Source organism: Microbacterium sp. SZ1 (assembly GCF_002362255.1).
Taxonomy (GTDB): domain Bacteria; phylum Actinomycetota; class Actinomycetes; order Actinomycetales; family Microbacteriaceae; genus Microbacterium.
The window spans coordinates 30,856-55,000 of the sequence record NZ_LPVV01000038.1 but is presented as its reverse complement, the minus strand read 5'-3'; the positions used below and the strand labels follow the sequence as shown (position 1 = coordinate 55,000).

Below are 24,145 nucleotides of genomic sequence, written 5' to 3'. Positions count from 1 at the left end.
CTCGTAGCATGGACACATGCCCTTCTCCGCAGAGATCCACGAACGTGTCGCGAACGCGCCGGCGGTGCCGCGCGGGCTTCCCCTTGTGCTGCTGCTGACCGGTTTCACCGACGCGGGCAACGCTGTCTCCGGACTCATCGAGCACCTCCGCGAGACCGCCTCTCCGCAGCCGATCGCCGTCTTCGACAACGATGTGCTGCTCGACTACCGCGCCCGTCGGCCCGTGATCGCCTTCGACCAGGACCACCTCACCGAGTTCCGGCCCGCGCGTCTGGAGCTCTCGCTCGCCACCGATGCCCTCGGTCAGAAGTTCCTCCTGCTCGCGGGATACGAGCCCGACTTCGCCTGGAACCAGTTCGCCCGTACGGTGCTCGAGCTGGCGGCGGAGTTCGAGGTGTCCGGCCTCAGCTGGGTCCACTCGATCGCGATGCCGGTTCCGCACACTCGCCCGATCGGCACGACCGTCAGCGGCAACCGTCGCGAGCTCACGGTGGCGCATTCGGTGTGGCGACCGCGCACCCAGGTGCCTGCGACGGCCGGGCATCTCCTCGAGTTCCGGTTCGCGGAGCAGGGCGAACGGGTCGTGGGCTTCGTGCTGCTCGTGCCGCACTACCTGGCCGAGACCGAGAATCCGGATGCCGTGATCGCTGCGGCCGACAAGCTGATGGCGGCGACGGGCCTCGTGATCCTCCTCGACGAGGTGCAGGAGCGCCGCGAGGACTACCTCGCCCGGGTCGACGAGCAGGTGCTCGGCAACGACGAGCTGCAGCAGATGGTGCACGGCCTCGAGCGTCGCTACGACGCCTACATGGCCGGACGGGATCCCGAGGACGACTCATACGACGAGGGTGGATTCAACGAACGCGACCTGCCGAGCGCCGACGAGCTCGCCGCCGAGCTGGAGCGCTATCTGGCCACTCGCCCCACGGGCGACGACGACAAGAACGGCCGCGGCTGACTTCCCTGTCGACCGACTTCGCCGGAATGCATCCGCATCCCCACACGTGTGCGATACTAGGAGTCTGACCCGTTGTCAATCGATCTTTTCCGAGATCGGACTTGACAAGGGTCTTACTAGTGTCCGAAATGGCCCGGGGCTGCCAGCGGCCCCGTGAAAGGCGAAACGTGACTCCTGCCACGACCAAGAAAACCCGGACGAAGAAGAGCGCCGAGGCCCCCGAGGTCGACGCCGAGGTCGAGGAGACGGCGGCCGAGAAGCCGGCGCCCAAGACCGCCGCACAGCGCGCCGCTGCCAAGCGCGCCCCCGCGAAGAAGAAGAAGTCGGACGACATCGTCGAAGAGGACGAGGCCCCCGTCGCCGGCGCGACCGACGAGGCGGACGAGGACGAAGAGGACTCGAAGCCGAAGTTCACCGAGCCGCTGCCGACCGGCGCGATCGTCATCTCGTCGAACGACGACGAGGACGTTCCGGTCTACTCCACGCAGATCACCGGTGCGACGGCGGACCCGGTCAAGGACTACCTGAAGCAGATCGGAAAGGTCGCGCTCCTGAACGCGGCCGAAGAGGTCGAGCTCGCGATGCGCATCGAGGCGGGTCTGTTCGCCGAGGAGAAGCTCTCCGCGATGTCGCCCGCCGAGAAGGCCGGCCAGCTCGGACTCGACCTGCAGTGGGTCGCTCGCGACGGCCAGCGCGCCAAGAGCCACCTGCTCGGCGCCAACCTGCGACTCGTCGTCTCGCTCGCGAAGCGCTACACCGGCCGCGGCATGCAGTTCCTGGACCTGATCCAGGAGGGCAACCTCGGTCTGATCCGCGCCGTCGAGAAGTTCGACTACACCAAGGGCTTCAAGTTCTCGACCTACGCGACGTGGTGGATCCGCCAGGCGATCACGCGTGCGATGGCCGACCAGGCCCGCACGATCCGCATCCCCGTGCACATGGTCGAGGTCATCAACAAGCTCGCCCGCGTCCAGCGGCAGATGCTGCAGGACCTGGGCCGCGAGCCCACTCCCGAGGAGCTCAGCCGCGAGCTCGACATGACGCCCGAGAAGGTCATCGAGGTGCAGAAGTACGGCCGCGAGCCGATCTCCCTGCACACTCCGCTCGGTGAAGACGGCGACAGCGAGTTCGGCGACCTGATCGAGGACACCGAGGCTGTCGTCCCGGCCGACGCGGTGGGCTTCACGATGCTGCAGCGTCAGCTCGAGCAGCTGCTCGACTCGCTGTCGGAGCGTGAAGCGGGCGTGATCCGCATGCGCTTCGGCCTCGGCGACGGACAGCCGAAGACCCTCGACCAGATCGGCGACACCTTCGGCGTGACCCGCGAGCGGATCCGTCAGATCGAGTCGAAGACCATGGCGAAGCTGCGCCACCCGAGCCGGTCGCAGTCGCTGCGGGACTACCTCGAGTGATGCAGGCGAACGACGGCAAGGCGCTCGAGGCGAGCGTCGACGGGAAGAAGTACGCCCGCATCCCGCTCAAGACCCGCGTGGTGATGCCCGACGACGACCTCGACGCCATCGTGACGGAGTACGCGAAGGACGCCGTGCAGCCGGGCGATCTGCTGTTCGTGACCGAGAAGATCGTCGCGATCACGCAGGGCCGGTCGTACCGTCTCGATGAGATCACGCCGCGGCCGCTGGCGAGGTTCCTGTCGCGGTACGTCGTGCGGACGTCCTACGGCATCGGGCTCGGCATGCCCGAGACCATGGAGATGGCGCTGCGGGAGTGCGGCACGCTCCGCATCCTCTTCGCAGCGGGCGTCTCGGTCGTCACGAAGGCCTTCGGCCGACGCGGTGACTTCTATCGCGTCGCCGGCGACAAGGCACGGGCGATCGACGGCCCCACCAAGAACACGATCCCTCCGTACAACGAGGCGGTCGTGCTCGGACCGAAGAACCCGCGCGAGGTCGCCCAGCGACTGCAGAGGCTCGTCGGCAGCGGGGTCGACGTCGCGGTGGTCGACATCAATGACATCGGCGGGAACATCCTCGGATCCACGCTCGACAAGGCGGGTGAGCGCCGGCTCGTGCAGATCCTCGGCGACAACCCGCTCGGCCAGGCGCGTCAGTCCACGCCGATGGGGATCGTCCGCGCAGCTTGACGCGCGACTCGCCGGCAGACAGCACACACGACGAAGGCCCGGATGCTCGGCATCCGGGCCTTCGTCGTGTTCGAGACGGGCGGGGAGTCAGAACCCGATCGCCGCGCGGTACCGCGGCTTGTGACCGGTGCGGATGCCGGTCACGCTCGGCTTGTTCTCGTAGACTCCGGCGCCCCAGTTGCCCTCGACGAGCACGGGGCCGTCCGGCGTGACGACGACGTCCCACCCGACGTACTGCACCTGCGGCACGACGCGGGCCGCCTGGTCGACGAAGGCGCGCACCTCGTCCATCATCGGCAGCTGGAAGTCGGCGATCACGAAGCCCGAGTCGGGGTGCGTGACGTGCACGTGGCCGTGCGAGTCATAGCCGGGGCCGACGGCGTGACCGTCGTCGTCGAGCATCGTGTAGAAGCCGCCGAAGCTCATCTGGTCGCTGACGGCGCCGCGTCCGAACTTCTGTGCGATGGCCAGGATGTGCGTCTTCTCCCCGTCGAAGAACGCGGTGACACGGGTGGTGTTGACGGTGCCGGGGCAGACGGCCGCGAGATCGGCGTGCTGGCGGATCACCTCCTCGACGAGAACCTGCTTCTTCGACAGGAGCTCGGAATGGAAGGCGTCCCAGTCGGTGACGTCGGCGGCGTGGTAGCGGTGCACGCCGGTGCCGGCCTGACCGTGGGTCTCCTTCACGACGATCGTGCCCTGGCGCTCGGTGAAGGCACGGAGCTCGTCGGCGTTGCCGTCGGTGATCAGCATCCACTCCCGCTTGAGGAGCGCGTCGAATTTCGCGTTGAACTCCGCCTTGTCGTGGAACAGGTGGCGGTACTCGGGGTGGTCGTACTGCTGCGAGATCTGGTTCGAGACCGGGTGCGTCATGTAGGTGTCGCGCTCGGCCTTCGTGAGGATCGCGAAGTCGTAGTCGATGTAGTCCTGGAATCCGACATTGTGGCGTCCGGCGGACCAGAGCATGTCGACCACCACGAGCGGCAGAGCCTTGCCGTGCTGTGCGGAGGCCTCTTTCGCGCGCTCGAGCACGGAGCCGACGTCGATGCGTCGCGCGCGCTCCAGCAGGTAGCGGACACGGGGCACAGGGGAAAAGCGCGACATGGATCTCCAAGTTCTTCGGTCGCTCCCAGTCTACGGGCGAGCTACCGGGCAACCTGGCAGCCCGGAGTAGGCTGGACGGGTGCGCGCCTCGACTTCCAGCTCCCTTCCGCAGGCCGTGATCTCGCGATCGGCGTTGGCGGCGGCGGCATCCGAAGCGGTGTCGCGAGGGGGGCGGATCGCCGATCTGCGACGCGACGCCTGGGGACACGGGCTCGTCGGGGTCGCCCATGCGGTGGCGGCTGCCGGCGGCGAGGCGATGCTCGTCGATTCCGCCGCAGAGGCGGAAGCTCTGGCAGTCGAGGGCATCGACGCCGTGACGACCGGGTCCGCCGACGTCGATCCCGCTCTGCTCTACGGATTGCCGGATGCCGACGGCGCGATGCGGACGCGGCCCGTGATGCGCCTCGTCGGCCGCGTGCTCTCGATGAAGCCGCTCAAGGCAGGGGATGCCGTGTCGTACGGCTACACCCATCGTGCGGAGTGCGACACCACGGCGGCGCTCATCACCGGCGGGTACGCGCAGGGGATCGTCCGCGCGCTCGGGAACGCGGCGCACGTCGAGATCCGCGGCACGATGCGTCCGATCATCGGCCGGGTGGCGATGGACGTCTGCGTCGTCGACGTCGGTAGTCCGACCGGTGCCGCGACCGACGACGAGGTGACCTATTTCGGGGGCACGGGTCCTGCGGCTCCCAACCTCGCTCGGTGGAGATCTGTGACGGGGATGTCGGCGGGCGAGCTGATCGCCGTCGCCGGTGCGCACGCCGCCCGGAGGTGGGAGGCATGATCCGCCCCGAGCTGAGACTCTCGACCCGTCGCCTGGCATGGAACATCGCCGCCGTGCGCGATCGCATCGCCCCGTCCGAGCTCATGATGGTGCTGAAGGACGATGCATACGGGCACGGACTGACCTGGGCCGTGGAGACCGGTCTCGCCGCCGGAGTCGACTGGTACGGCGCGTACGACGTGTGCAGCGGGGTGCGGGTGCGGGAGATCCTCGGCGCGCACGGTCGCATCTTCGCGTGGGTCACGTCGATCGACGACGAGATCGACGAGGCGCTGCGCCACGACATCGACCTCGGGGTCGGTTCGACGGAGTACCTGTCGGCGGTCATCGCACGGGCGACAGCGCTCGGCATCCGCGCGCGCATCCACCTCAAGATCGACACCGGACTGCACCGCAACGGCATGCTGCCGGAGGAATGGGAGCAGACCATCGCGGATGTGCGGCGGGCTGAGGCGGCCGGAGCCGTCGCGCTCGTCGGCATCTGGAGCCACCTCGCGGAGGCCAGCGACGAGGAGGACGACGACGCTCGCCGCGAGTTCCTGCACGCGATCGAGGTCAGCGGACGTTCGGGCGAGGTGCCCGACGCGCTCCATCTGACGGCATCCGCCGCGTCCTGGTGGCGCCCCGAGCTGCGGGGCACGGTGTCGCGCATCGGCGCCTTCTGCTACGGCATTCGCTCCGCCGACGGCCCGGACCTCGAGGGCATCGCTCCCGTCGCCGAGCTCGTCGCGACGGTGACCGAGGTCCGCGGCGATGAGGTCACCGTCGGGATCGGCTCTTTCGACGGCATCCCGTCGCGGCTCGCCGGCTCGACGATCGGGACGCCCGCCGGAGCGGGCACGCTCGTCCGCGTCGACGAGGCGAGTTCGGCCGTGTCGATCTGGCCAGGCGCCGCGGTCGGCGATCCGGTCTGGATCTTCGGTGCCGGCGACCACGGCGAGTCGAGCGCGACGACGCTGGCCGAGCGGATCGACACGGTCGGCGAGGAGATCCTCACGCGCCTGACCTCGCGCATCCGCCGGGTCGTCGTCGACTGACCGATCACGAGCGCAGACAGAAGGAGCCCGTCATGAGACGGGCTCCGTGTCGACTCGTTCGGGTCGGCGGATCAGACGGCGTCGATGAGGCGCGAGGTCTCGTCGTGCCAGCTGGTGGCGACGCTGCGGAGCTTCTCCTCGTACTTGCGGCCATGGTGCGCGCAGAAGAGAAGTTCGGATCCGTTGACCTCGGCCGCGATGTAGGCCTGCGCGCCGCAGGAATCGCATCGATCCATGGCGGTCAGGCGGAACTCGACGGCGGAGGTCTCACGTTCGGTCGTTGCGTTCATCTTCGGTGCCTCCTAGGTGTCGGGTTCGCTGGTGGGCGTGATCAATACAACCACGCTGCACCTGTATGCATGCCCGGTTGACGGCGTGTTTCGCTCGGAGCGTACGCGCCGGTCGTGGACGGGGCGCGGAGTAGTCGTGTACGGGGAGTGTCGAGCGGTCCGTGTCCGCGCCCGAGAATAGAATCGGAGATTGTGACCGCCGAGTATTCCGCCCATCATCTCCAGGTGCTCGAAGGCCTCGAGGCCGTCCGCAAGCGCCCTGGCATGTACATCGGGTCGAACGGCTCCCCGGGTCTCATGCACTGCCTGTGGGAGATCATCGACAACGCGGTCGATGAGGCCGTCGCCGGAAACGGTTCGAAGATCGACGTCATCCTGCACGAGGACGGCAGCGTCGAAGTCCACGACCGGGGCCGCGGCATCCCTGTCGACGTCGAGCCCCGCACCGGACTCACCGGCGTCGAGGTCGTCTACACCAAGCTGCATGCCGGCGGGAAGTTCGGCGGCGGCTCGTACGCGGCATCCGGCGGTCTGCACGGCGTGGGTGCCTCGGTCGTGAACGCGCTCTCGGAGCGTCTCGACGTCGAGGTCGATCGCGGTGGCAAGACGTACGCGATGTCGTTCCACCGCGGCGAGCCCGGCATCTTCGCCGACAAGGGCGAGAAGCGTCCGGATGCCCCCTTCACGCCGTTCGAGCAGAAGAGCGAGCTGCGGGTCATCGGGAAGGCGCCGCGCGGCGTCACCGGAACCCGGGTGCGCTACTGGGCCGATCGGCAGATCTTCACGAAGGATGCCGCGTTCCAGCTGGGCGAGCTCGAGACGCGCGCCCGTCAGACGGCGTTCCTCGTGCCCGGGCTCGAGATCGTGGTCCGCGACGCCCGCTCGACGGGCGACGCGGAGGGCGGCGAGTCGACGGCCGTGGAGACCTCGTACCTGTACGAGGGCGGCATCTCGGAGTTCGTCGAGTATCTCGCGACCGATGCGCCGGTGACAGACACCTGGCGTATCCAGGGCGAGGGGACCTTCACAGAGACCGTACCCGTGCTTCAGGCCGACGGGCACATGGTCGCGACCGAGGTCGAGCGCGTGTGCGCTGTCGACATCGCGATGCGGTGGGGAACCGGCTACGACACGATCACCCGCTCGTTCGTCAACATCATCTCCACGCCCAAGGGCGGCACGCATCAGCAGGGTTTCGAGCAGGAGCTCCTCAAGGTGCTGCGCGCCCAGGTCGAGCAGAACGCGCGCCGACTCAAGGTGGGCAGCAACGACAAGCTGGAGAAGGACGACGTGCTCGCCGGCCTCACCGCCGTGCTCACCGTGAACGTTCCGGAGCCGCAGTTCGAGGGGCAGACCAAGGAGGTGCTCGGCACGCCGGCTGTCCGTCAGATCGTCGCCCAGGTGATCCGCAAGGACCTCGCAGCACGGTTCTCGTCGACCAAGCGCGACGACAAGAGTCAGGCGACGCAGCTGCTCGACAAGATCGTCGCCGAGATGAAGGCGCGGGTCTCGGCGCGCGCCCACAAGGAGACGCAGCGCCGCAAGAACGCGCTCGAGTCATCGACGCTGCCGACCAAGCTCGTCGACTGCCGCACGAACGACGTGGAGCGCAGCGAGCTGTTCATCGTCGAGGGCGACTCGGCTCTCGGCACGGCCAAGAACGCGCGCAACAGCGAGTTCCAGGCGCTCCTGCCGATCCGGGGCAAGATCCTCAACGTGCAGAAGGCATCCGTGGGCGACATGCTGTCGAACACCGAGTGCGCCTCGATCATCCAGGTGATCGGCGCCGGATCGGGCCGGAGCTTCGACATCGACGCGGCGCGCTACGGCAAGATCATCCTGATGAGCGACGCCGACGTCGACGGCGCGCACATCCGCACGCTGTTGCTGACGCTCTTCTACCGCTACATGCGACCGCTCATCGAGCACGGCCGGGTCTTCGCCGCCGTACCCCCGCTGCATCGTGTGGTCGTCATCAACCCCGGCTCGAAGCCGAACGAGACGATCTACACCTACAGCGAGCAGGAGATGCACGCGCTCCTCGCCAAACTCCGCAAGGCGGGCAAGCGGTGGCACGAGCCGATCCAGCGCTACAAGGGACTCGGGGAGATGGATGCCGAGCAGCTCGCGTCCACGACCATGGACCGCGGAGGTCGCCTGCTGCGCCGAGTGCGCATGGAGGATGCCGAGGCCGCGGGCCGTGTGTTCGAGCTGCTCATGGGCAACGAGGTCGCGCCGCGGCGCGAGTTCATCATCGACTCGTCGGATCGGCTGTCTCGCGAGTCGATCGACGCCTGATCGCCGAGCGGTAGACCTCGACGAGCGCGAACGTCGAAGTCTCAGACCAGAGTGCGTCCGATGCTGCCGATGACGCCTTCGACAGGCTGCCCCGACGCGTCACGCCGCGCGCGCGCCTCGGGCAGCTTGCGAACCGCACCTGTCGGGTCGACCGCCTGCGCCGGCGCAGGGCCGACCCAGGCGACGCTCAGACGATCCTCTCCCTTCAGGAAGGCGTGGGCGCGCACGCCGCCGGTGGCGCGACCCTTCGCCGGGTACTCGGCGAAGGCGGAGACCTTCACGCGCCCTGGGTCGGTACCGGGCAGAGCGCTCTCGGTGCCGGAGACGGTCGCGACGACGGCATCCGTTCCCGGCGAGACCGCCCCGAAGAACAGCACCGAGGCTCCCGAGCCCAGTTTCACCCCGGCCATGCCGCCGGCCGGAGCTCCCTGCGGGCGCACTGTCGAGGCGGAGAAGCGCAGCAGCTGCGCGTCGGTGGTCACGAACACGAGCTCGGCGTCGTCGGAGGCCTCGGCCGCACCGACGATCGTGTCGCCGGGCTTCATGCCGATGACCTCGATGTCCGGACGCACCGGGAGAGCGGAGGGGACGATGCGCTTGACCGTACCCTGGGCAGTGCCGATCGCGATCGGGGTGTCGCTGTCGAACCGCACGAAGCCGAGGATGCGCTCACCCCGCGTCGTGATGCCGAGATAGTCGCGCAGCGGCGTGCCGGCGCCGAGCTGCACCGACGAGGAGGGGACCGACGGGAGGTCGACGGGGGAGAAGCGCAGAACGCGGCCTTCGGTCGTGAGCGCGCCGATCTCGCCGCGCACTGTGGTGTCGATGGTCGCGAGGATCGCGTCGTGCTTGCTGCGACGGGTCGGGGCGGTGAGCTGCTGTCCCTCCGCGAGGTCGACCCGGACGGCGCGACCCGTCGTCGACAGGACGAGCACGGTCGGCGCGTCGGCGATCTGCAGATCGACGGCGCCCTTCGTCGCCCGCGGCTTCGGTGGGGCCGCGTTCATCAGCAGGGTGCGACGCGGCGTGCCGTAGGCGTCGGCCACGGCATCCAGCTCCTTGGCCACCGCCGCACGCAGGAGCACGTCGCTGCCGAGCAGTTCGCGTAGAGAGGCGATCTCGGCCTGCAGTGCGTCGCGTTCGCTCTCGAGCTCGATGCGCGAGAACTTCGTCAGGCGGCGCAGACGAAGTTCGAGGATGTACTCCGCCTGCGGCTCGCTGAGGTCGAAGACGGTGCGCAGCCGCGTTCGCGCCTGCTCGGAGTCATCGGACGAGCGGATGACCTGGATGACCTCGTCGATGTCGAGGATCGCGATGAGGAGTCCCTCGACGAGGTGCAGGCGCTCCTCGCGCCGGGCCAGCCGATAGCGACTGCGGCGGGTGATGACCTCGATGCGGTGGCTCACGTAGACGCTGAGCATCTCCTTGAGGCCGAGCGTGCGCGGCTGTCCGTCGACGAGCGCGACGTTGTTGATGCTGAACGAGTCCTCGAGCGGGGTGAGCCGATAGAGCTGTTCCAGCACAGCGTTCGGGTCGAAGCCCGTCTTGATGCCGATCGCGACCCGGAGGCCGTGGTTGCGGTCGGTGAGATCGGTGACGTCGCTGATGCCCTGCAGCTTCTTCGACTGCACGGCGTCGCGGATCTTCTCGATGAGGCGTTCGGGGCCGACCATGTAGGGGAGCTCGGATACGACGATGCCGGTGCGCCGCGGACCGAGGGACTCGATCGACACCTTGCCGCGCACCTTGAGCGCGCCGCGCCCGTTGGTATAGGCGTCCTTCACGCCGTCGAGTCCCATGAGGATGCCGCCGGAGGGGAAGTCGGGACCGGGGACGAACTCCATGAGCTCCTCGGTCGTCGCATCCGGATGCTCGAGCAGGTGCGTCGCTGCGGCCACGACCTCGATGAGATTGTGCGGCGCCATGTTCGTCGCCATGCCGACCGCGATGCCGCTGGCTCCGTTGACGAGGAGGTTCGGGAAAGCGGCGGGCAGCACGGCCGGCTGCTGGAACTGGCCGTCGTAGTTCGGGATGAAGTCGACGACGTCCTCGTCGAGATCCTGTGTGAGAGCGGTCGCCGGAGCGGCCAGTCGTGCCTCGGTGTACCGGGCGGCGGCGGGGCCGTCGTCGAGCGAGCCGAAGTTGCCGTGCCCGTCGACGAGCGGCACGCGCAACGCCCAGTCCTGAGCGAGGCGCACGAGCGCGTCGTAGATCGCGGAGTCGCCGTGGGGGTGCAGCTTCCCCATCACCTCGCCGACGACGCGCGCGCTCTTCACATGCCCGCGATCGGGACGCAGACCCATCTCCGCCATCTGGAAGAGGATGCGCCTCTGCACCGGCTTGAGACCGTCTCGCGCGTCAGGGAGAGCCCGCGAGTAGATCACGGAGTAGGCGTACTCGAGGAACGACCCCTGCATCTCACTCTCGAGATCGATGTCCTGGATTCTCTCCGGAGCGAGCTCGGGCGGCGGGGTCTTCGGCATGGCCATCCTGGGTGATGCGGGCTGAGGGCGTGGCGGAGCCTGTGTCAGACTGGCTCGGATGTCCCTCATGCTACCGCCCGAGTCGCTCACAGCCCGGAGCGTCGTCGGGGTGGCGGGCGACCTGTTCGCCGCACTCCGCGGCGAATCGGAGGCTCTGCCGCGCGCGGAGTCCGTCGTGCTCGTGCTCATCGACGGTCTGGGCGCAATCACCCTGCGCGCGCACACCGGGCACGCCCGATCGCTCACAGCGGGGATGGCGAAGAAGGACGTCGCGCACACCGTCTTCCCGTCGACCACCGCCGCGGCGCTGACCAGCCTGCTGACGGGTGTCTCGCCGGGGGAGCACGGCCTCGTCGGATACCGGGTGCTCGACCGTGAGCGCGACCTGCTCGTCAATCAGCTCTCCGGATGGGAGACGGAGGGCATCGACCCGCTCGCCTGGCAGCCGGTCGCGACCGTGTTCGAGCGCGCATCCGCCGAAGGGCGCCCGGCGTTCGCGGTCGGCGTCGCCGCCTACGCTCGCAGCGGTTTCACCCGTGCCACACTCCGCGGCGCCGAGTTCGTCTCGGCCGAGGCTCCGGCCGACCGGGTGCGCCTCGCGTACGACCTCGCCGAACGGCATCCCGGCTCCCTCGTGTACTGCTATCTGCCGGAGGTCGACAAGGCGGGCCACCGGCACGGCGTCGACTCGCCGCACTGGGTCGCCGCGCTCGAAGAGCTCGACGCCGCGCTCTCCATGCGGGTGCCCCCCGGCGTCGGCGTCATCGTCACCGCGGATCACGGCATGGTCGACGTGCCCGCACATCGACAGGTCGTGCTCGAGGCCGAGCACCTCGCGGGAGTGCGGCACCTGGGTGGGGAGCCGCGGATGCTGCACGCCTACCTCGAACCCGACGCGGATGCGGCGAAGGTCGCGGCGCGGTGGCGCAGCGACCTCGAGGGCTTCGCGAACGTGGGGACGCGTGAGGACGCGGTCAGAGCCAGGCTCTTCGGACCGGTGGTGACGGATGCCGCGGCGTCCCGCATCGGCGACGTCCTGATCGTCTCTCGAGGAAATGTCGCGGTGTACGACGGGACCGCGGCGGATCAGCGGAATCGCGGGATGGTCGGCCAGCACGGTGCGCTGACCCCGGAGGAGCGTCAGGTCCCGCTGCTGCGTCTCGGAGCCTTCGCCCGCTGACGCCGGACCCTCACTCGTCGGTGCGGGCTCCGAAGACGATCTCATCCCAGGACGGCATGGCGTTGCGACGGCGACGCCGGCTCCCGCCGTCGTTCGAGGGCTCAGGGGAGGGCTCCGGTTCGGGCTCCTCCTGCTCAGGCTCGGCCGTCTCGAAAGCGTCGAAGAGGGCGATCGGGCTCGAGTCCGCCTCGTCCTCGTCGGTCTCCTCGAGCAGCGGCGCGGCTTCCCGCTGGCCGCGGCGGCGACGAAGAGCCTCGAGGAGATCGGCGGTCTCGGGGCTCGTGCTCGTCGACTCCGGTGCGCGCTTGGTCGCGGCATCCTGCACCGCGGACGACGATCGTTCTGGCTGCGACGACTCCTCGCCCTCGGCGTCGATCGGCGGGGTCGGCACCAGACGCGGGCCGAAGGCACCGGAGTCGAACCGGCTGTCGTCCTTGTACGGCGAGGCGGTGCGCTCGGACTCCACGGCACGGAGGCGGGGGATGAGGCCCTCCGGCAGCGATCCCTGGCGCGACAGCTGCGTGGCGTCGGCATTCAGCGGCGCGAGGGCGCTGCGTCGGGGATCGAACGACCAGCGGGCGTCGTGGTCGACCTCGTTCGCGGTGAACTCGAGCTTGATGATCCAGGTGCGATCCTCCTTCCAGCTCGCCCAGCGCTCGGCCGACGCCTCGACGTCGGCCAGCTTCGCGCGGATCGCGGTGCCGAAGGTGGGCTGCGCGTCCGGTTCGACGTCGCTGCCGATCAGAACGGGCACCGCGAGCGCCTGCCCGATCACGTGCTCGCGCTCCGCGAGGACGGGGCCTTCGAAGCGCTCGACGTCCTCGACGTCGATGCCGAGCAGCTCGGCGACCTCGGGCGCTGTGAGGCCGGCGCGGATCTGCGCCTGGATGTCGCGAGGGCTGGCCGCGAGGCGCTGCGTCGCAGGCTCGCTCTGCCTGGTCGCCCGACGGATCTCCCTGTGCAGGACGTCGTCGATGGGAAGCGCAAACCGCTCGCCCGACTCGGTGGCGAGTACCAGGACCCCTGCTTCGGTGCCGACGATGGTGACGTTTTCCATGCGAATGCCCCTCTTGTGGCTGTGCGTTCATGGTGTCACGCAGCGGCCCTCCGACCGGGGAATACACCGGGCGTGCCGTGAGTTTGCTCTGTCGCACCCGTGGGCATTTGCTTATTCACTCACGGTCGTGCAAACTATGGCCGCCGATTACCCCGACGGCGCACCACCCACTCGCATGAAAGTGGAGATTCTCCATATGGCAACCGACTACGACGCTCCCCGCAAGAGTGAAGACGACTCCGAGTCGATCGAAGCCCTCAAGGAGCGTGTGCCGGACAAGAACTCCGGCTCCACGGGAGACGAGGACGCGGACAACCCGTCCAGCTTCGACCTCCCCGGTGCCGATCTGTCCGACCTCGAGCTCGATGTCGTCGTGCTGCCCGCGCAGCAGGACGAGTTCACCTGCATGAGCTGCTTCCTCGTGAAGCACCGCTCCCAGCTCGACCACGAGGGGCCCGACGGCCCCATCTGCAAGGAGTGCGCTGCCTGAGCGCATCCGAGCGAGACGTGCGCGCCCCCGACTTCGGTCAGGGGCGCGTTGTCGTATCCGGACGCATCACCTCAGGAGCGCGCGGCCTCGATGGCGGCGGCGAGCCGGTCGGGTGTGCGAGTCGAGATGGTCCATGCCGTGACCGGGTCGTCCGGGTCGACGTTCGGCACGACGACGACGCCGTCGATGCCTCCGCGGACCAGGTGCCAGCCGCGCGCGGGGAGACCCGGGCCACGCGCCTGACGCGCTTCCTCGCCGGTGAGCGCGACGGGCCGGCCGAGGTGGTGCACCTCGATGTGCGCGCGTCCAGCGCAGAGCTCATCGCCCTGGACGGAGACCACCGGCGTGAGTGCGATCGCCCCCGCGACGAGCAGCGCCGACACGGCGGCGCCGATCACGAGAGCCACCGTCGATCCGGCGGGGATGAAGATGAGCGCGACCATGGGTCCGGCCAGAGCGATCGTCACCAGCAGCCACAGGCTCGGCGACAGCCGCTCGCGGTAGCGGACTCGCGCGTCGGGGGCGATGTTCTGCATTAGCCTCGTGGGGTGACTGATTCCGTTGATGTCCCCATTATCGCGTCTGTCGTGCCCGACTATGCCCACCCCGGCGACGCGGGAGCGGATCTGGTCGCCGCAGAGGCCGTGCATCTCGCCCCGGGCGAGCGCGCTCTGGTCGCGACCGGTGTGCGCATCGCCCTGCCGGAGGGCTACGCGGCGTTCGTCGTGCCGCGCAGCGGTCTCGCGGCGAAGCACGGCATCTCGATCGTGAACTCTCCCGGCACGGTCGACGCGGGCTACCGCGGCGAGATCAAGGTGAGTCTGATCAACACCGACATCCACAGCGCGTACGATGTGGCCGTCGGCGACCGCATCGCGCAGCTGATCGTCATGCCCGTGACCCGAGCCACGTTCATCCCGGTCGAAGAGCTGCCGGACAGCGTCCGCGGCGAAGGCGGCTTCGGCTCGACCGGCTACCAGGCAGGAACCCACTCGACCCCGGCAGGACAGGTCCATGACTGACAACAACGCGACTCCCTCGAAGTCGGCACCCGCGAACCGCGCGACCGACGGGCCGTTCGACGACTCCGAGGCCAACCCTGTCCGCCCGTACATCGATCTCGGCGGCATCAAGATCCTGCCGCGCGAGGGGCTCAACCTGCGTCTCGAGGTCGAGGAGCAGTCCAAGCGCATCGTCGCGGTCGGTCTCGACTACGCCGAGTCGTCGCTGCAGGTGCAGCCGTTCGCAGCGCCGCGTTCCGGCGGTCTCTGGGACGAGACCCGCGTGCAGCTCCGTGACCAGGTCCGAGCGCAGGGTGGCCGCGTCGAGGAGCGCGAGGGTCCCCTGGGCAAGGAACTGCTCGCCGAGGTGCCGGCGCCCGCCAGCGAGGGCTCGGAGCTGCGTCTCGCGCGCTTCATCGGCATCGACGGCCCCCGGTGGTTCCTGCGTGGCGTGATCGGCGGAGCCGCGGCATCCGACCTCGATGCCGCAGCCAAGGTCGAGGACCTGTTCCGGTCGATCGTGGTCGTGCGTGGAGGCGCCCCGATGCCGCCGCGCGATCTCATCCCGCTGAAGATGCCGGCGACCCCGGGCTCGGCGTGAGCACGCCGTTGACCCCGCCGGCGCCCGAGCCGGAGCGCGAGCAGAGCGCGTCGGAGGTCCTCGGCGCCGCGCTCGGCGGTGCGGCGCGCCGCGCTGGTCTCGATCCGGCGACCTCGGGGGCAACGCATCAGGTCGTCTGGTCGGCGATCGGGGGAGTGCGCGGCATCCTGGAGTCCGTCCTGCCGAGCCTCGCGTTCGTCATCCTCTTCACCATCCGCCCCGAGCCGCTGATCCTGTCATTGGGGGTCTCGGTCGGTCTCGCCGCCGTCTTCACGGCGATCCGGCTGCTGCAGAAGTCGCCGCCCTCCGCCGCGATCGGCGGCCTGGTCGCCGCCGCTGCCGCCGCTGGACTCGCCCTGTTCACCGGACGCGGCGCCGACAACTTCGTCCCCGGCCTCATCACGAACGCCGTGTACGGCACGGCGATGCTCGTGTCGGCGCTGATCGGTTGGTCGCTCATCGGCCTCGCGGTCGGATTCCTGATGGGCGAGGGTACCGCGTGGCGGAAGGACCGCCGCAAGCGTCGGGCCTTCCTCTGGCTGGGAGTCGCATGGGCCGCGCTCTTCTTCGCCCGTCTCGCCGTGCAACTGCCGCTCTACCTCGCGAACGAGGTGGCGGTGCTCGGCACCCTCAAGCTCATCATGGGGCTCCCGCTCTTCGCACCGCTGATCGCCGTCACCTGGCTCGTCGTGCGAGCGCTCTACCCCCGCGCGCCGCAGGCCGAGCAACCGCCTCAGTCGTGATAGATTTATCTTGACATCAAGATAAATTGCAGGCTTCCGGCCACGCGACGAGCGGAGCAGACTGGTTAGGTCTGCCTTGCTAGCCGCAGGGGCTCGCTGGCGAGCAAGATGGAGGCGCCTGTCGCTCCCATCCGAATAGAAGGAGACGGATTCGTGTCCACGGTGAACAGCTTCGGTGCCAAGAGCACCCTGACGGTCGGCAGCACCGACTACGAGATCTTCCGCATCGACACGGTGCCCGGTTTCGACAAGCTCCCCTTCAGCCTCAAGGTCCTCCTCGAGAACCTGCTTCGCACCGAGGACGGCGCGAACGTCACCAAGGCGCAGATCGAGGCTCTCGGGTCGTGGGATGCCGCGGCCGAGCCCAACACCGAGATCCAGTTCACGCCGGCGCGTGTGGTCATGCAGGACTTCACCGGTGTGCCCTGCATCGTCGACCTCGCCACCATGCGCGAGGCCGTCACGGCGCTCGGCGGCGACGCCAACAGGATCAACCCCCTCTCGCCCGCCGAGATGGTGATCGATCACTCCGTCATCGCCGACCTCTTCGGCTCGGAGAACGCGCTCGAGCGCAACGTCGAGATCGAGTACGAGCGCAATGGCGAGCGGTACCAGTTCCTCCGCTGGGGCCAGACGGCCTTCAGCGACTTCAAGGTCGTCCCGCCCGGCACCGGCATCGTGCACCAGGTGAACATCGAGCACCTCGCGAAGGTCATCTACGACCGCACCGTCGATGGCGTGCTGCGCGCCTACCCAGACACCTGCGTCGGCACCGACTCGCACACGACCATGGTCAACGGCCTCGGCGTTCTCGGCTGGGGCGTCGGCGGCATCGAGGCCGAGGCGGCGATGCTCGGCCAGCCCGTGTCGATGCTCATCCCGCGCGTCGTCGGCTTCAAGCTGTCGGGCGACATCCCCGCCGGTGTGACCGCGACCGACGTCGTGCTCACCATCACCGACATGCTGCGCAAGCACGGCGTCGTCGGCAAGTTCGTCGAGTTCTACGGCGAGGGCGTCGCCTCGGTGCCGCTCGCCAACCGCGCGACCATCGGCAACATGAGCCCCGAGTTCGGCTCGACCGCTGCGATGTTCCCAATCGACGATGTGACCCTCGACTACCTGCGCCTCACGGGCCGCAGCGAAGAGGCCGTCGCGCTCGTCGAGGCGTACGCCAAGGAGCAGACGCTCTGGCACGACGCCACGAAGGAGCCCGTCTTCAGCGAGTACCTCGAACTCGACCTCGGCACGGTCGTGCCGTCGATCGCCGGTCCGAAGCGTCCGCAGGACCGCATCCTCCTGTCCGACGCCAAGTCGCAGTTCGAGCAGGACATCCTGAACTACGCCACGGCCTCGACGTCGGACGACGTGGTCGACCTCGAGTCGAAGCACTCGTTCCCGGCATCCGACCCGGGCAACGTCCCCGGCGAGGAGGAGCCGCGCACCACGCGCCCCGTGCACATCAACAGCGGCGCACCGGTCAACGCATCGAACCCGGTTCCCGTCACCACGCCGTCGGGGGAGAAGTACATCCTCGACAACGGGGCCGTCACGCTCGCCGCGATCACGTCGTGCACCAACACGTCGAACCCGTCGGTCATGATCGCCGCCGGTCTCGTCGCCCGCAAGGCTCTCGAGAAGGGCCTCAAGCAGAAGCCGTGGGTCAAGACGACGCTCGGCCCGGGCTCGAAGGTCGTCACCGACTACTACGAGAAGTCCGGTCTGGACAAGGACCTCGAGGGCCTCGGCTTCTACACGGTCGGCTACGGCTGCACGATCTGCATCGGAAACTCCGGTCCGCTCATCGAAGAGGTCTCCGAGGCGATCAACTCGCACGACCTCGCCGTGACCGCCGTGCTCTCGGGCAACCGCAACTTCGAGGGCCGCATCAGCCCCGACGTGAAGATGAACTACCTCGCCAGCCCGCCGCTGGTCATCGCCTACGCCCTCGCCGGGTCGATGCACTTCGACTTCGAGAAGGACGCGCTCGGCAAGGGCTCCGACGGCCAGGACGTGTTCCTCAAGGACATCTGGCCCACACCCGACGAGGTGCAGGAGATCGTCGACTCGTCGATCTCGCGTGAGCAGTTCATCAAGCAGTACGCGACCGTCTTCGACGGCGACGAGCGCTGGCGCAGCCTCCCCACCCCCGAGGACGACACCTTCCAGTGGGACGAGAACTCGACGTACGTCCGCAAGGCTCCGTACTTCGACGGCATGAAGATGGAGCTCACCCCGGTGAAGGACATCGAGGGCGCGCGCGTCATGGCCACGCTCGGCGACTCGGTCACCACCGACCACATCTCGCCAGCCGGAAACATCAAGCCGGGCACGCCTGCCGCCCAGTACCTCACCGAGCACGGCGTCGACCGCAAGGACTTCAACTCCTTCGGCTCGCGCCGCGGCAACCACGAGGTCATGATCCGCGGCACGTTCGCGAACATTCGCCTGAAGAACCTCATGGTCTCGGCCGTCAACGACGGTCAGGTCGTGGAGGGCGGCTACACCCGCGACTTCACGCAGCCGGGCGGCCCGCAGTCGTACATCTACGACGCGAGCATGAACTACCAGGCTCAGGGCACGCCGCTCGTGATCTTCGGCGGCAAGGAGTACGGCTCGGGTTCCTCGCGCGACTGGGCGGCGAAGGGCACCAGCCTCCTCGGCGTCAAGGCCGTCATCACCGAGAGCTTCGAGCGCATCCACCGCTCGAACCTCATCGGGATGGGCGTGGTCCCGCTGCAGTTCCCCGCCGGTGAGAGCTGGGAGTCGCTCGGCCTCGACGGCACCGAGATCGTCTCGATCACCGGTCTCGAGGAGCTGAACAACGGCGTCACGCCGAAGACCGTCAAGGTCACGGCCACGCCGAGCGAGCACTCGCCCGAGGGCAAGCAGGTCGTCGAGTTCGACGCGGTCGTCCGCATCGACACCCCCGGTGAGGCCGACTACTACCGCAACGGCGGCATCCTGCAGTACGTGCTGCGTTCGCTGGTCTGATCGCCGACAGAGGGGCCCGGTTCTTCGGAGCCGGGCCCCTCTGCGTGTGTCCCCTCTGCGTGTGTCAAGGGGGTCCTGCGCTCCAGGCCTTCCCGAGCCCGGCGGGGTAGGATCGAACCTGCATCCGAACCGGAATCGGCTGCCCCGACGGTGCCTGTGAGGAGGTGCAGATGCCCATTCTCCGGAGCATCTCAGGACCCCGTGACCTCGACTCCCTGTCCGAGGATCAGCTCGTCGAACTCGCCGGCGAGATCCGCGAGTTCCTCGTCGAGAACGTGTCGCAGACCGGAGGCCACCTCGGCCCGAACCTCGGCGTCGTCGAGCTCACCCTCGCCCTCCACCGCGTCTTCTCCTCGCCGGACGACCCGTTCATCTTCGACACCGGCCACCAGTCGTACGTGCACAAGCTGCTGACCGGGCGACAGGACTTCTCCTCGCTGCGCCTTCGCGGCGGTCTGGCCGGCTACCCGCAGCGCGGCGAGAGCCCGCACGATGTCGTCGAGTCGTCGCACGCGTCGAGCTCGCTGAGCTGGGCCGACGGTATCTCGCGCGCGCTCACGGCGACGGGGCGCGCCGACCGCCACGTGGTCGCGGTCGTGGGCGACGGCGCGCTGACGGGCGGCATGACGTGGGAGGCGCTCAACAACATCTCCGACGACAACGACCGCAACCTCGTCATCGTCGTGAACGACAACGGACGCTCGTATGCTCCGACCATCGGCGGCATGTCGCGCTACCTGAACCGGGTGCGCACGGCCGCGGCGTACAAGGACCTGCACCAGCGATCCGACCGTCTGTTCCGGGCCTTCGGGCCCGTCGGTCGCGCTGTCTTCCGGGGCGTGCGCGGCGGTGCGCACGGGTTCCTCTCGCGCTTCACGAACAACGAGGCACTCTACTCCAACCTCGACATCAAGTACCTCGGTCCGGTCGACGGTCACGATCTGCCGGCCCTCATCGAGACCCTCGAACTCGCGAAGTCCTACGGGGCGCCCGTCATCGTGCACGCGATCACCGAGAAAGGTCGCGGGTATCAGCCGGCTCGCGACGACGAGGCCGACCAGTTCCACGCCGTCGGACGCATCGACCCGGCCACGGGCGAGACGCTCGGCGCCGGCGGTCGTGGATGGACCGACGTGTTCTCGGATGCTCTGGTCTCGGTCGGCGAGCGCCGCTCGGACGTGATCGCCATGACCGCGGCCATGTTGCGCCCGACCGGCCTCGCGCCGTTCGCCGAGCGGTTCCCCGACCGGGTCTACGACGTCGGCATCGCGGAGCAGCACGCGGTCGCCTCGGCTGCCGGCCTCGCGTTCGGCGGCCTGCACCCCGTGGTCGCGCTCTACGCGACGTTCCTGAATCGCGCGTTCGATCAAGTGCTCATGGACGTCGCGCTGCATCGCGCCGGGGTCACCTTCGTGCTCGACCGCGCGGGCGTCACCGGACCGGACGGCCCCAGCCACCACGGCATGTGGGACCTCGCGATGCTGCAGATCGTGCCGCACATCCGCATCGCGGCTCCGCGAGACGCGGTCCGCCTGCAGGAGGCGCTCGACGAGGCCGTGCTCGTCGACGACGCCCCGACCGTCATCCGCTTCCCGAAGGGCGACGTCGCGCCGGATCTCCCCGCGATCGAACGCCTCGAGGACGGGGTGGACGTGCTCGCCCGCGGCGAGTCGGAAGACGTGCTGGTCGTCGGCATCGGCCCGTTCGCGTCGCTGGCGGTCGATGTCGCCGAGAGGCTCCGTGCGCAGGGGATCGGCGCGACGGTCATCGATCCGCGCTGGGCCATCCCCGTGCAGCCATCGATCGTCGAGCTCGCCGCGCGGCACCGTCTCGTGATCACGCTGGAGGACGGCATCCGCGTGGGCGGCGTCGGGACCCGCGTGCGGCAGGTTCTGCGTGAGGCGGGCATCGACACCGCCGTCGACGAACTCGGGCTCCCCGACGAGTTCATCGACCATGCCTCGCGCGACCAGATCCTCGCGGACGCCGGGCTCACGGCATCGAAGATCGCCCAGGACGTCGTGGCGCAGGTACTCGGCACCCGCATCCCGGTGGCGCGTCAAGCGGGGGAGACCGGGGCCATCGAGTTCCCCCTGCACGAACGCGGCTGATCAGCGCCCGAGGGCACGACTCAGTTCAGGGCATGCAGGGCTGCGACAGCCTCGGCGCCTCGCTCCGAATCACGGAGCGCCGTCGAGAGCAGGTAGCCGTCGGTCAGCGCGTCCCCGGTGACCATGACCCTCACCAGCTCGACTCCGCAGGCCCGCCGCACCTCGTCGGCGCTGGCCGCGATCACCCGCGTGTTGATCTCGTCGTTGTGCGGGAGATCGGCACCGTCGAGGCCCCGGATCACATCTCGCAACGACGCGCCGACGATGTTCGAGGCACGTTCGGTCACGTTCACCACATCGAGCTCGAACACCCGAAGGTCGCGTCCGTTCGGTATCGGACGCCACTCGAACGACGCGTGCACCCGATGCTGGTGGCCGCTCGCGCCTGTCATCTCCCGCGCGGGGAGGTCGGTCGCGCGACACCGCACGTCGATGAGCTTGTACCAGTAGAAGAGCGGGAACGCCCCGTGCGTGCCGGGGTTCAGGACCACGACCTCCCCGACCGCGCCGCCGCGGTTCGCGGGACGCCGCGCCGGTCGGTTGCGGATGATCGGCTTGCCGTTGCGTGTGCGGATGGCAGCCCACCCCTCATCGACCGTCACCACGAAGATCTTCAGGAGGGCCGGAACCACGAGCAGGATGGTGAGGATCGCGGTGCCGGTCTTGAAGAGCCCCGACATCCCCTTGCCGCCGAGCATCGACAGGATCATGTCCATGGGACCACTGTGCACGGTCGGGGCGGATCGTGCGCACGTCTGACGCTCGCACGCTGCGTATTTCACGCGTTGTTCGGCGGGCGTTCCTCGGCGTGACGCACCGCGGTCACTGCGCCGGCCGGCGCCGCGCTCAGGCCAGCTCGGCGAGCGTCTCGGCGACCACGGTCTCGACGGCGGGCTCGCACCGCGCACGGTCGGCATCGGCCAGCCCGACACGCGTGCGTCTGTCGAGCACATCGGATGCCGTCATCGCGCCCTCCGAGCGCACCGCGAACACGACGTCCTCTCGGCTGAGGGGCATGCCGTCGACGAGCGGGCCGGATGCCGTCGGGACGCGCCGATCGACCAGCCGGAGCCCGGCGGTCCGGCTCGCTCCCACCTCCAGCCCTCTCAGCGAGATCGCGAGGTCCACCGCGTCCTCCGCCATGCGGCGATAGGTCGTGAGCTTGCCGCCGAGCACATCGACGAAGCCCCCCTCGGATGCGGTCACGAGGTGCCGTCGGGAGATATCCGCCGTCGAGGCCGCGCCCGTGTCCACCAGCGGGCGCAGCCCGGCGAAAGCGCCGCGCACGTGATCGCGGCCGAGGGGGTGCTCGAGCACGCGATTCAGGTTATCGAGCAGGAACGCGATCTCGGTCTCGGTCGGCGCCGCCACGTCCGGCACGGGGCCGGGCGCATCCTCATCGGTGAGGCCGACGATCACACGCCCGTCGGGCTGCGGCAGGGCGAAGACGAAGCGGCTGATCGAGCCCTCGTGCGGGATCGTGAGGGCGACCGTAGGGGCCCCGAGGTCTGCGGCATCCAGCACGACGTGCGTGCCGCGGCTCGGCCGGATCGTGATGCCCTCGTCGAGAGTGCCCGCCCAGGCGCCGGTCGCGTTGATCACGCTCCGGGCACGCAGGTCGAGGCGGCTGCCGGTGAGCGCATCCTCCGCGCTGGCTCCGTCGGCGCGCAGCGAGCGCGCACGCACCCGCGTGAGGATCCGAGCGCCGTGCGCGGCGGCCGTCCGGGCGACGGTCGCGACGAGGCGGGCGTCGTCGACGAGCTGACCGTCGAAAGAGAGCATGCCGCCGCGGAGACCTCGCGTCACGAGGCCGGGCGCGAGACGCCGAGCGTGCTGCGCGGTGACAGGGCGCGGGGCAGGGAGCGTGCGTCTCGACGTGCCGGCGCGCATGCGCAACAGGTCGCCGAGTGCCATGCCGATCGCCCCCGTCCCGCGCTGTCGCAGGCTGACCTCCGGCACGAAGGGCAGCAATTGGCCGAGGGGACGGATCAGATGCGGTGCGATGGTCGTCATGAGCAGATGCCGCTCCACGGCGCTCTCACGAGCGGTGGCGACATCGCCCGTCGCGAGGTAGCGGAGCCCGCCGTGCACGAGTTTCGAACTGAACCGACTGGTGCCGTAGGCGAGGTCGTGCGCTTCGATCAGGGTGACCGAGAGTCCCCGGGACGCGGCGTCGAGGGCGACGCCCACTCCGGTGATGCCTCCGCCGACCACCAGCACGTCCGCGGTCTCGGAGGCGGAGAACTCGAGTTCCGCAGCCCGTCGCGCGGCGTTGAGGTCGGCGGAGTCGGTGCTCATGCCCGCAGCAGCCCGTCGATGGCCGCGCGCAGCTCGCGCTCCCAGGCGCTCTCCGAGACGAGATCCGACACGGTGCCGTGCGACAGGACAGCCGACTGGGCGAGGAGCAGCAGCATCACCGCCATCTCTGACGGGTCGTCGCGGCGGACATCACCGTACTCCTGGGCGACCGAGATCGCCCTCGCCAGCCACGTCAGGATGAGACGCTGGCTGGATCCGACCCGTTGCAGGGTGTACCGGGTGAACGCCTCCGGCTCCTCGTCGAGCAGACCGCCGAAGACGGCGTCGTTGCGGAACAGCGCCGAGAACCGGAGGACGTCGTCGACCAGTTCTCCGCGCGAGTGCGACGGCTCGGGGAATTCCGCGACGATGCTGGCGACCCGCCGGAGCAACGCCGACCGCACCACGTCGTCGGCATCGCTCCAGCTGCGGTAGATGGTCGGGCGGCTGTGCCCGGCGCGGCGCGCGAGCTCCGCGATCGTCACTCCATGCACACCGCGCCGCATGATCAGATCGTCGGCGGCATCGAGGATGCGCACCTGCGTCGCATCCCATCGGGGCCGGGCGCGATCAGTCAGCGCCGACATTGCTTGACGTTCTTCCATGATGTGT

The 24,145-nt window shown here is 69.0% G+C and carries 21 protein-coding genes; 13 read left to right on the top strand and 8 right to left on the bottom strand.

Annotated elements, in window-relative coordinates; translation table 11 throughout:
• Positions 1-16: 16 nt before the first annotated feature.
• The 3 genes from AUC47_RS11930 (at position 17) to AUC47_RS11920 (ending at position 3,062) form a co-directional block, all read left to right on the top strand.
• Positions 17-958 (top strand): proteasome assembly chaperone family protein, encoded by a 942-nt coding sequence (locus AUC47_RS11930; protein WP_096715403.1) that lies wholly within the window; start codon positions 17-19, stop codon positions 956-958.
• Positions 959-1,086: 128 nt separating this feature from the next.
• On the top strand, positions 1,087-2,370 hold the full coding sequence (locus AUC47_RS11925; protein WP_096715402.1) for an RNA polymerase sigma factor: 1,284 nt from the start codon (positions 1,087-1,089) through the stop codon (positions 2,368-2,370).
• Entirely contained in the window at positions 2,370-3,062 is a 693-nt protein-coding gene (locus AUC47_RS11920; RefSeq protein ID WP_096715401.1) for a coenzyme F420-0:L-glutamate ligase, read from the top strand. The genes AUC47_RS11925 and AUC47_RS11920 overlap by 1 nt, the downstream gene beginning before the upstream one ends.
• Positions 3,063-3,149: 87 nt before the next feature.
• Here AUC47_RS11920 and AUC47_RS11915 read toward each other — a convergent pair whose 3' ends face one another.
• Positions 3,150-4,166 carry a sugar-transfer associated ATP-grasp domain-containing protein gene (locus AUC47_RS11915; protein ID WP_096715400.1) on the bottom strand — a complete coding sequence of 339 codons (1,017 nt, stop codon included), beginning with the start codon at positions 4,164-4,166 and terminating at the stop codon, positions 3,150-3,152.
• A 79-nt stretch (positions 4,167-4,245) separates the two neighbouring features.
• Here AUC47_RS11915 and AUC47_RS11910 point away from each other — a divergent pair, with 79 nt between their 5' ends.
• Positions 4,246-4,953 (top strand): alanine racemase, encoded by a 708-nt coding sequence (locus AUC47_RS11910; RefSeq protein ID WP_256999562.1) that lies wholly within the window; start codon positions 4,246-4,248, stop codon positions 4,951-4,953.
• Entirely contained in the window at positions 4,950-5,990 is a 1,041-nt protein-coding gene (locus tag AUC47_RS11905) for an alanine racemase (protein ID WP_096715399.1), read from the top strand. The genes AUC47_RS11910 and AUC47_RS11905 overlap by 4 nt, the downstream gene beginning before the upstream one ends.
• Before the next feature lie 71 nt (positions 5,991-6,061).
• Here AUC47_RS11905 and AUC47_RS11900 read toward each other — a convergent pair whose 3' ends face one another.
• Positions 6,062-6,280 (bottom strand): DUF7455 domain-containing protein, encoded by a 219-nt coding sequence (locus AUC47_RS11900; RefSeq protein ID WP_096715398.1) that lies wholly within the window; start codon positions 6,278-6,280, stop codon positions 6,062-6,064.
• A gap of 192 nt (positions 6,281-6,472) precedes the next feature.
• Between AUC47_RS11900 and AUC47_RS11895 the strand changes: the two genes are divergently transcribed.
• The gene (locus AUC47_RS11895) at positions 6,473-8,578 is read left to right on the top strand and encodes a DNA gyrase/topoisomerase IV subunit B (RefSeq protein ID WP_373557864.1); all 2,106 of its coding nucleotides are present in this window, start codon (positions 6,473-6,475) and stop codon (positions 8,576-8,578) included.
• A gap of 41 nt (positions 8,579-8,619) precedes the next feature.
• Here the strand turns inward: AUC47_RS11895 and AUC47_RS11890 are convergent, their stop codons facing one another.
• Positions 8,620-11,061 (bottom strand): DNA gyrase/topoisomerase IV subunit A, encoded by a 2,442-nt coding sequence (locus AUC47_RS11890; RefSeq protein WP_096715397.1) that lies wholly within the window; start codon positions 11,059-11,061, stop codon positions 8,620-8,622.
• Positions 11,062-11,119: 58 nt separating this feature from the next.
• Here AUC47_RS11890 and AUC47_RS11885 point away from each other — a divergent pair, with 58 nt between their 5' ends.
• Positions 11,120-12,241, top strand: coding sequence for an alkaline phosphatase family protein (locus tag AUC47_RS11885; RefSeq protein ID WP_256999561.1), 1,122 nt, complete (start codon positions 11,120-11,122; stop codon positions 12,239-12,241).
• A 10-nt stretch (positions 12,242-12,251) separates the two neighbouring features.
• Here AUC47_RS11885 and sepH read toward each other — a convergent pair whose 3' ends face one another.
• On the bottom strand, positions 12,252-13,298 hold the full coding sequence (gene sepH / locus AUC47_RS11880) for a septation protein SepH (RefSeq protein ID WP_096715395.1): 1,047 nt from the start codon (positions 13,296-13,298) through the stop codon (positions 12,252-12,254).
• Between the two features lie 196 nt (positions 13,299-13,494).
• Here sepH and AUC47_RS11875 point away from each other — a divergent pair, with 196 nt between their 5' ends.
• Positions 13,495-13,788, top strand: coding sequence for a DUF4193 domain-containing protein (locus AUC47_RS11875; protein ID WP_096715394.1), 294 nt, complete (start codon positions 13,495-13,497; stop codon positions 13,786-13,788).
• Between the two features lie 71 nt (positions 13,789-13,859).
• On the opposite strand, the gene AUC47_RS11870 is transcribed toward AUC47_RS11875, so the two are convergent.
• The gene (locus AUC47_RS11870; RefSeq protein WP_096715393.1) at positions 13,860-14,324 is read right to left on the bottom strand and encodes a DUF3093 family protein; all 465 of its coding nucleotides are present in this window, start codon (positions 14,322-14,324) and stop codon (positions 13,860-13,862) included.
• Between the two features lie 12 nt (positions 14,325-14,336).
• On the opposite strand from AUC47_RS11870, the gene dut reads away from it, so the two are divergent.
• From dut to dxs, 5 genes are all read left to right on the top strand, one after another.
• Entirely contained in the window at positions 14,337-14,810 is a 474-nt protein-coding gene (dut, locus tag AUC47_RS11865) for a dUTP diphosphatase (RefSeq protein WP_096715392.1), read from the top strand.
• A complete protein-coding gene (locus AUC47_RS11860; RefSeq protein ID WP_096715391.1) occupies positions 14,803-15,390 on the top strand; it encodes a DUF3710 domain-containing protein in 588 nt (195 codons plus the stop codon). Before dut ends, AUC47_RS11860 begins: the two co-directional genes overlap by 8 nt.
• Positions 15,387-16,133: a DUF3159 domain-containing protein gene (locus tag AUC47_RS11855; protein ID WP_256999560.1), complete on the top strand. Its 747-nt coding sequence runs from the start codon at positions 15,387-15,389 to the stop codon at positions 16,131-16,133. The genes AUC47_RS11860 and AUC47_RS11855 overlap by 4 nt, the downstream gene beginning before the upstream one ends.
• Positions 16,134-16,241: 108 nt before the next feature.
• Complete coding sequence (locus AUC47_RS11850) at positions 16,242-19,124, top strand: aconitate hydratase (RefSeq protein WP_179297608.1); 2,883 nt, start codon at positions 16,242-16,244, stop codon at positions 19,122-19,124.
• A gap of 170 nt (positions 19,125-19,294) precedes the next feature.
• Positions 19,295-21,235, top strand: coding sequence for a 1-deoxy-D-xylulose-5-phosphate synthase (gene dxs, locus AUC47_RS11845; RefSeq protein WP_096715389.1), 1,941 nt, complete (start codon positions 19,295-19,297; stop codon positions 21,233-21,235).
• 20 nt (positions 21,236-21,255) lie between these two features.
• Here dxs and AUC47_RS11840 read toward each other — a convergent pair whose 3' ends face one another.
• The 3 genes from AUC47_RS11840 to AUC47_RS11830 all read right to left on the bottom strand — a co-directional run bounded on the left by AUC47_RS11840 (position 21,256) and on the right by AUC47_RS11830 (position 24,138).
• Positions 21,256-21,951, bottom strand: coding sequence for an SPFH domain-containing protein (locus AUC47_RS11840; protein ID WP_096715388.1), 696 nt, complete (start codon positions 21,949-21,951; stop codon positions 21,256-21,258).
• Positions 21,952-22,081: 130 nt separating this feature from the next.
• Positions 22,082-23,533: a glycerol-3-phosphate dehydrogenase/oxidase gene (locus AUC47_RS11835; protein WP_096715387.1), complete on the bottom strand. Its 1,452-nt coding sequence runs from the start codon at positions 23,531-23,533 to the stop codon at positions 22,082-22,084.
• Entirely contained in the window at positions 23,530-24,138 is a 609-nt protein-coding gene (locus AUC47_RS11830) for a TetR/AcrR family transcriptional regulator (protein WP_256999559.1), read from the bottom strand. The genes AUC47_RS11835 and AUC47_RS11830 overlap by 4 nt, the downstream gene beginning before the upstream one ends.
• Positions 24,139-24,145 lie beyond the last annotated feature (7 nt).

Bases quoted from the DNA above. Each gene is read 5' to 3' on its own strand.
- AUC47_RS11930 (WP_096715403.1), top strand. From the start codon at position 17: ATGCCCTTCTCCGCAGAGATCCACGAACGTGTCGCGAACGCGCCGGCG.
- AUC47_RS11925 (WP_096715402.1), top strand. From the start codon at position 1,087: ATGGCCCGGGGCTGCCAGCGGCCCCGTGAAAGGCGAAACGTGACTCCT.
- AUC47_RS11920 (WP_096715401.1), top strand. From the start codon at position 2,370: ATGCAGGCGAACGACGGCAAGGCGCTCGAGGCGAGCGTCGACGGGAAG.
- AUC47_RS11915 (WP_096715400.1), bottom strand. From the start codon at position 4,166: ATGTCGCGCTTTTCCCCTGTGCCCCGTGTCCGCTACCTGCTGGAGCGC.
- AUC47_RS11905 (WP_096715399.1), top strand. From the start codon at position 4,950: ATGATCCGCCCCGAGCTGAGACTCTCGACCCGTCGCCTGGCATGGAAC.
- AUC47_RS11900 (WP_096715398.1), bottom strand. From the start codon at position 6,280: ATGAACGCAACGACCGAACGTGAGACCTCCGCCGTCGAGTTCCGCCTG.
- AUC47_RS11890 (WP_096715397.1), bottom strand. From the start codon at position 11,061: ATGCCGAAGACCCCGCCGCCCGAGCTCGCTCCGGAGAGAATCCAGGAC.
- AUC47_RS11885 (WP_256999561.1), top strand. From the start codon at position 11,120: ATGTCCCTCATGCTACCGCCCGAGTCGCTCACAGCCCGGAGCGTCGTC.
- sepH (WP_096715395.1), bottom strand. From the start codon at position 13,298: ATGGAAAACGTCACCATCGTCGGCACCGAAGCAGGGGTCCTGGTACTC.
- AUC47_RS11875 (WP_096715394.1), top strand. From the start codon at position 13,495: ATGGCAACCGACTACGACGCTCCCCGCAAGAGTGAAGACGACTCCGAG.
- AUC47_RS11870 (WP_096715393.1), bottom strand. From the start codon at position 14,324: ATGCAGAACATCGCCCCCGACGCGCGAGTCCGCTACCGCGAGCGGCTG.
- AUC47_RS11860 (WP_096715391.1), top strand. From the start codon at position 14,803: ATGACTGACAACAACGCGACTCCCTCGAAGTCGGCACCCGCGAACCGC.
- AUC47_RS11850 (WP_179297608.1), top strand. From the start codon at position 16,242: ATGGAGGCGCCTGTCGCTCCCATCCGAATAGAAGGAGACGGATTCGTG.
- dxs (WP_096715389.1), top strand. From the start codon at position 19,295: ATGCCCATTCTCCGGAGCATCTCAGGACCCCGTGACCTCGACTCCCTG.
- AUC47_RS11840 (WP_096715388.1), bottom strand. From the start codon at position 21,951: ATGGACATGATCCTGTCGATGCTCGGCGGCAAGGGGATGTCGGGGCTC.
- AUC47_RS11835 (WP_096715387.1), bottom strand. From the start codon at position 23,533: ATGAGCACCGACTCCGCCGACCTCAACGCCGCGCGACGGGCTGCGGAA.
- AUC47_RS11830 (WP_256999559.1), bottom strand. From the start codon at position 24,138: ATGGAAGAACGTCAAGCAATGTCGGCGCTGACTGATCGCGCCCGGCCC.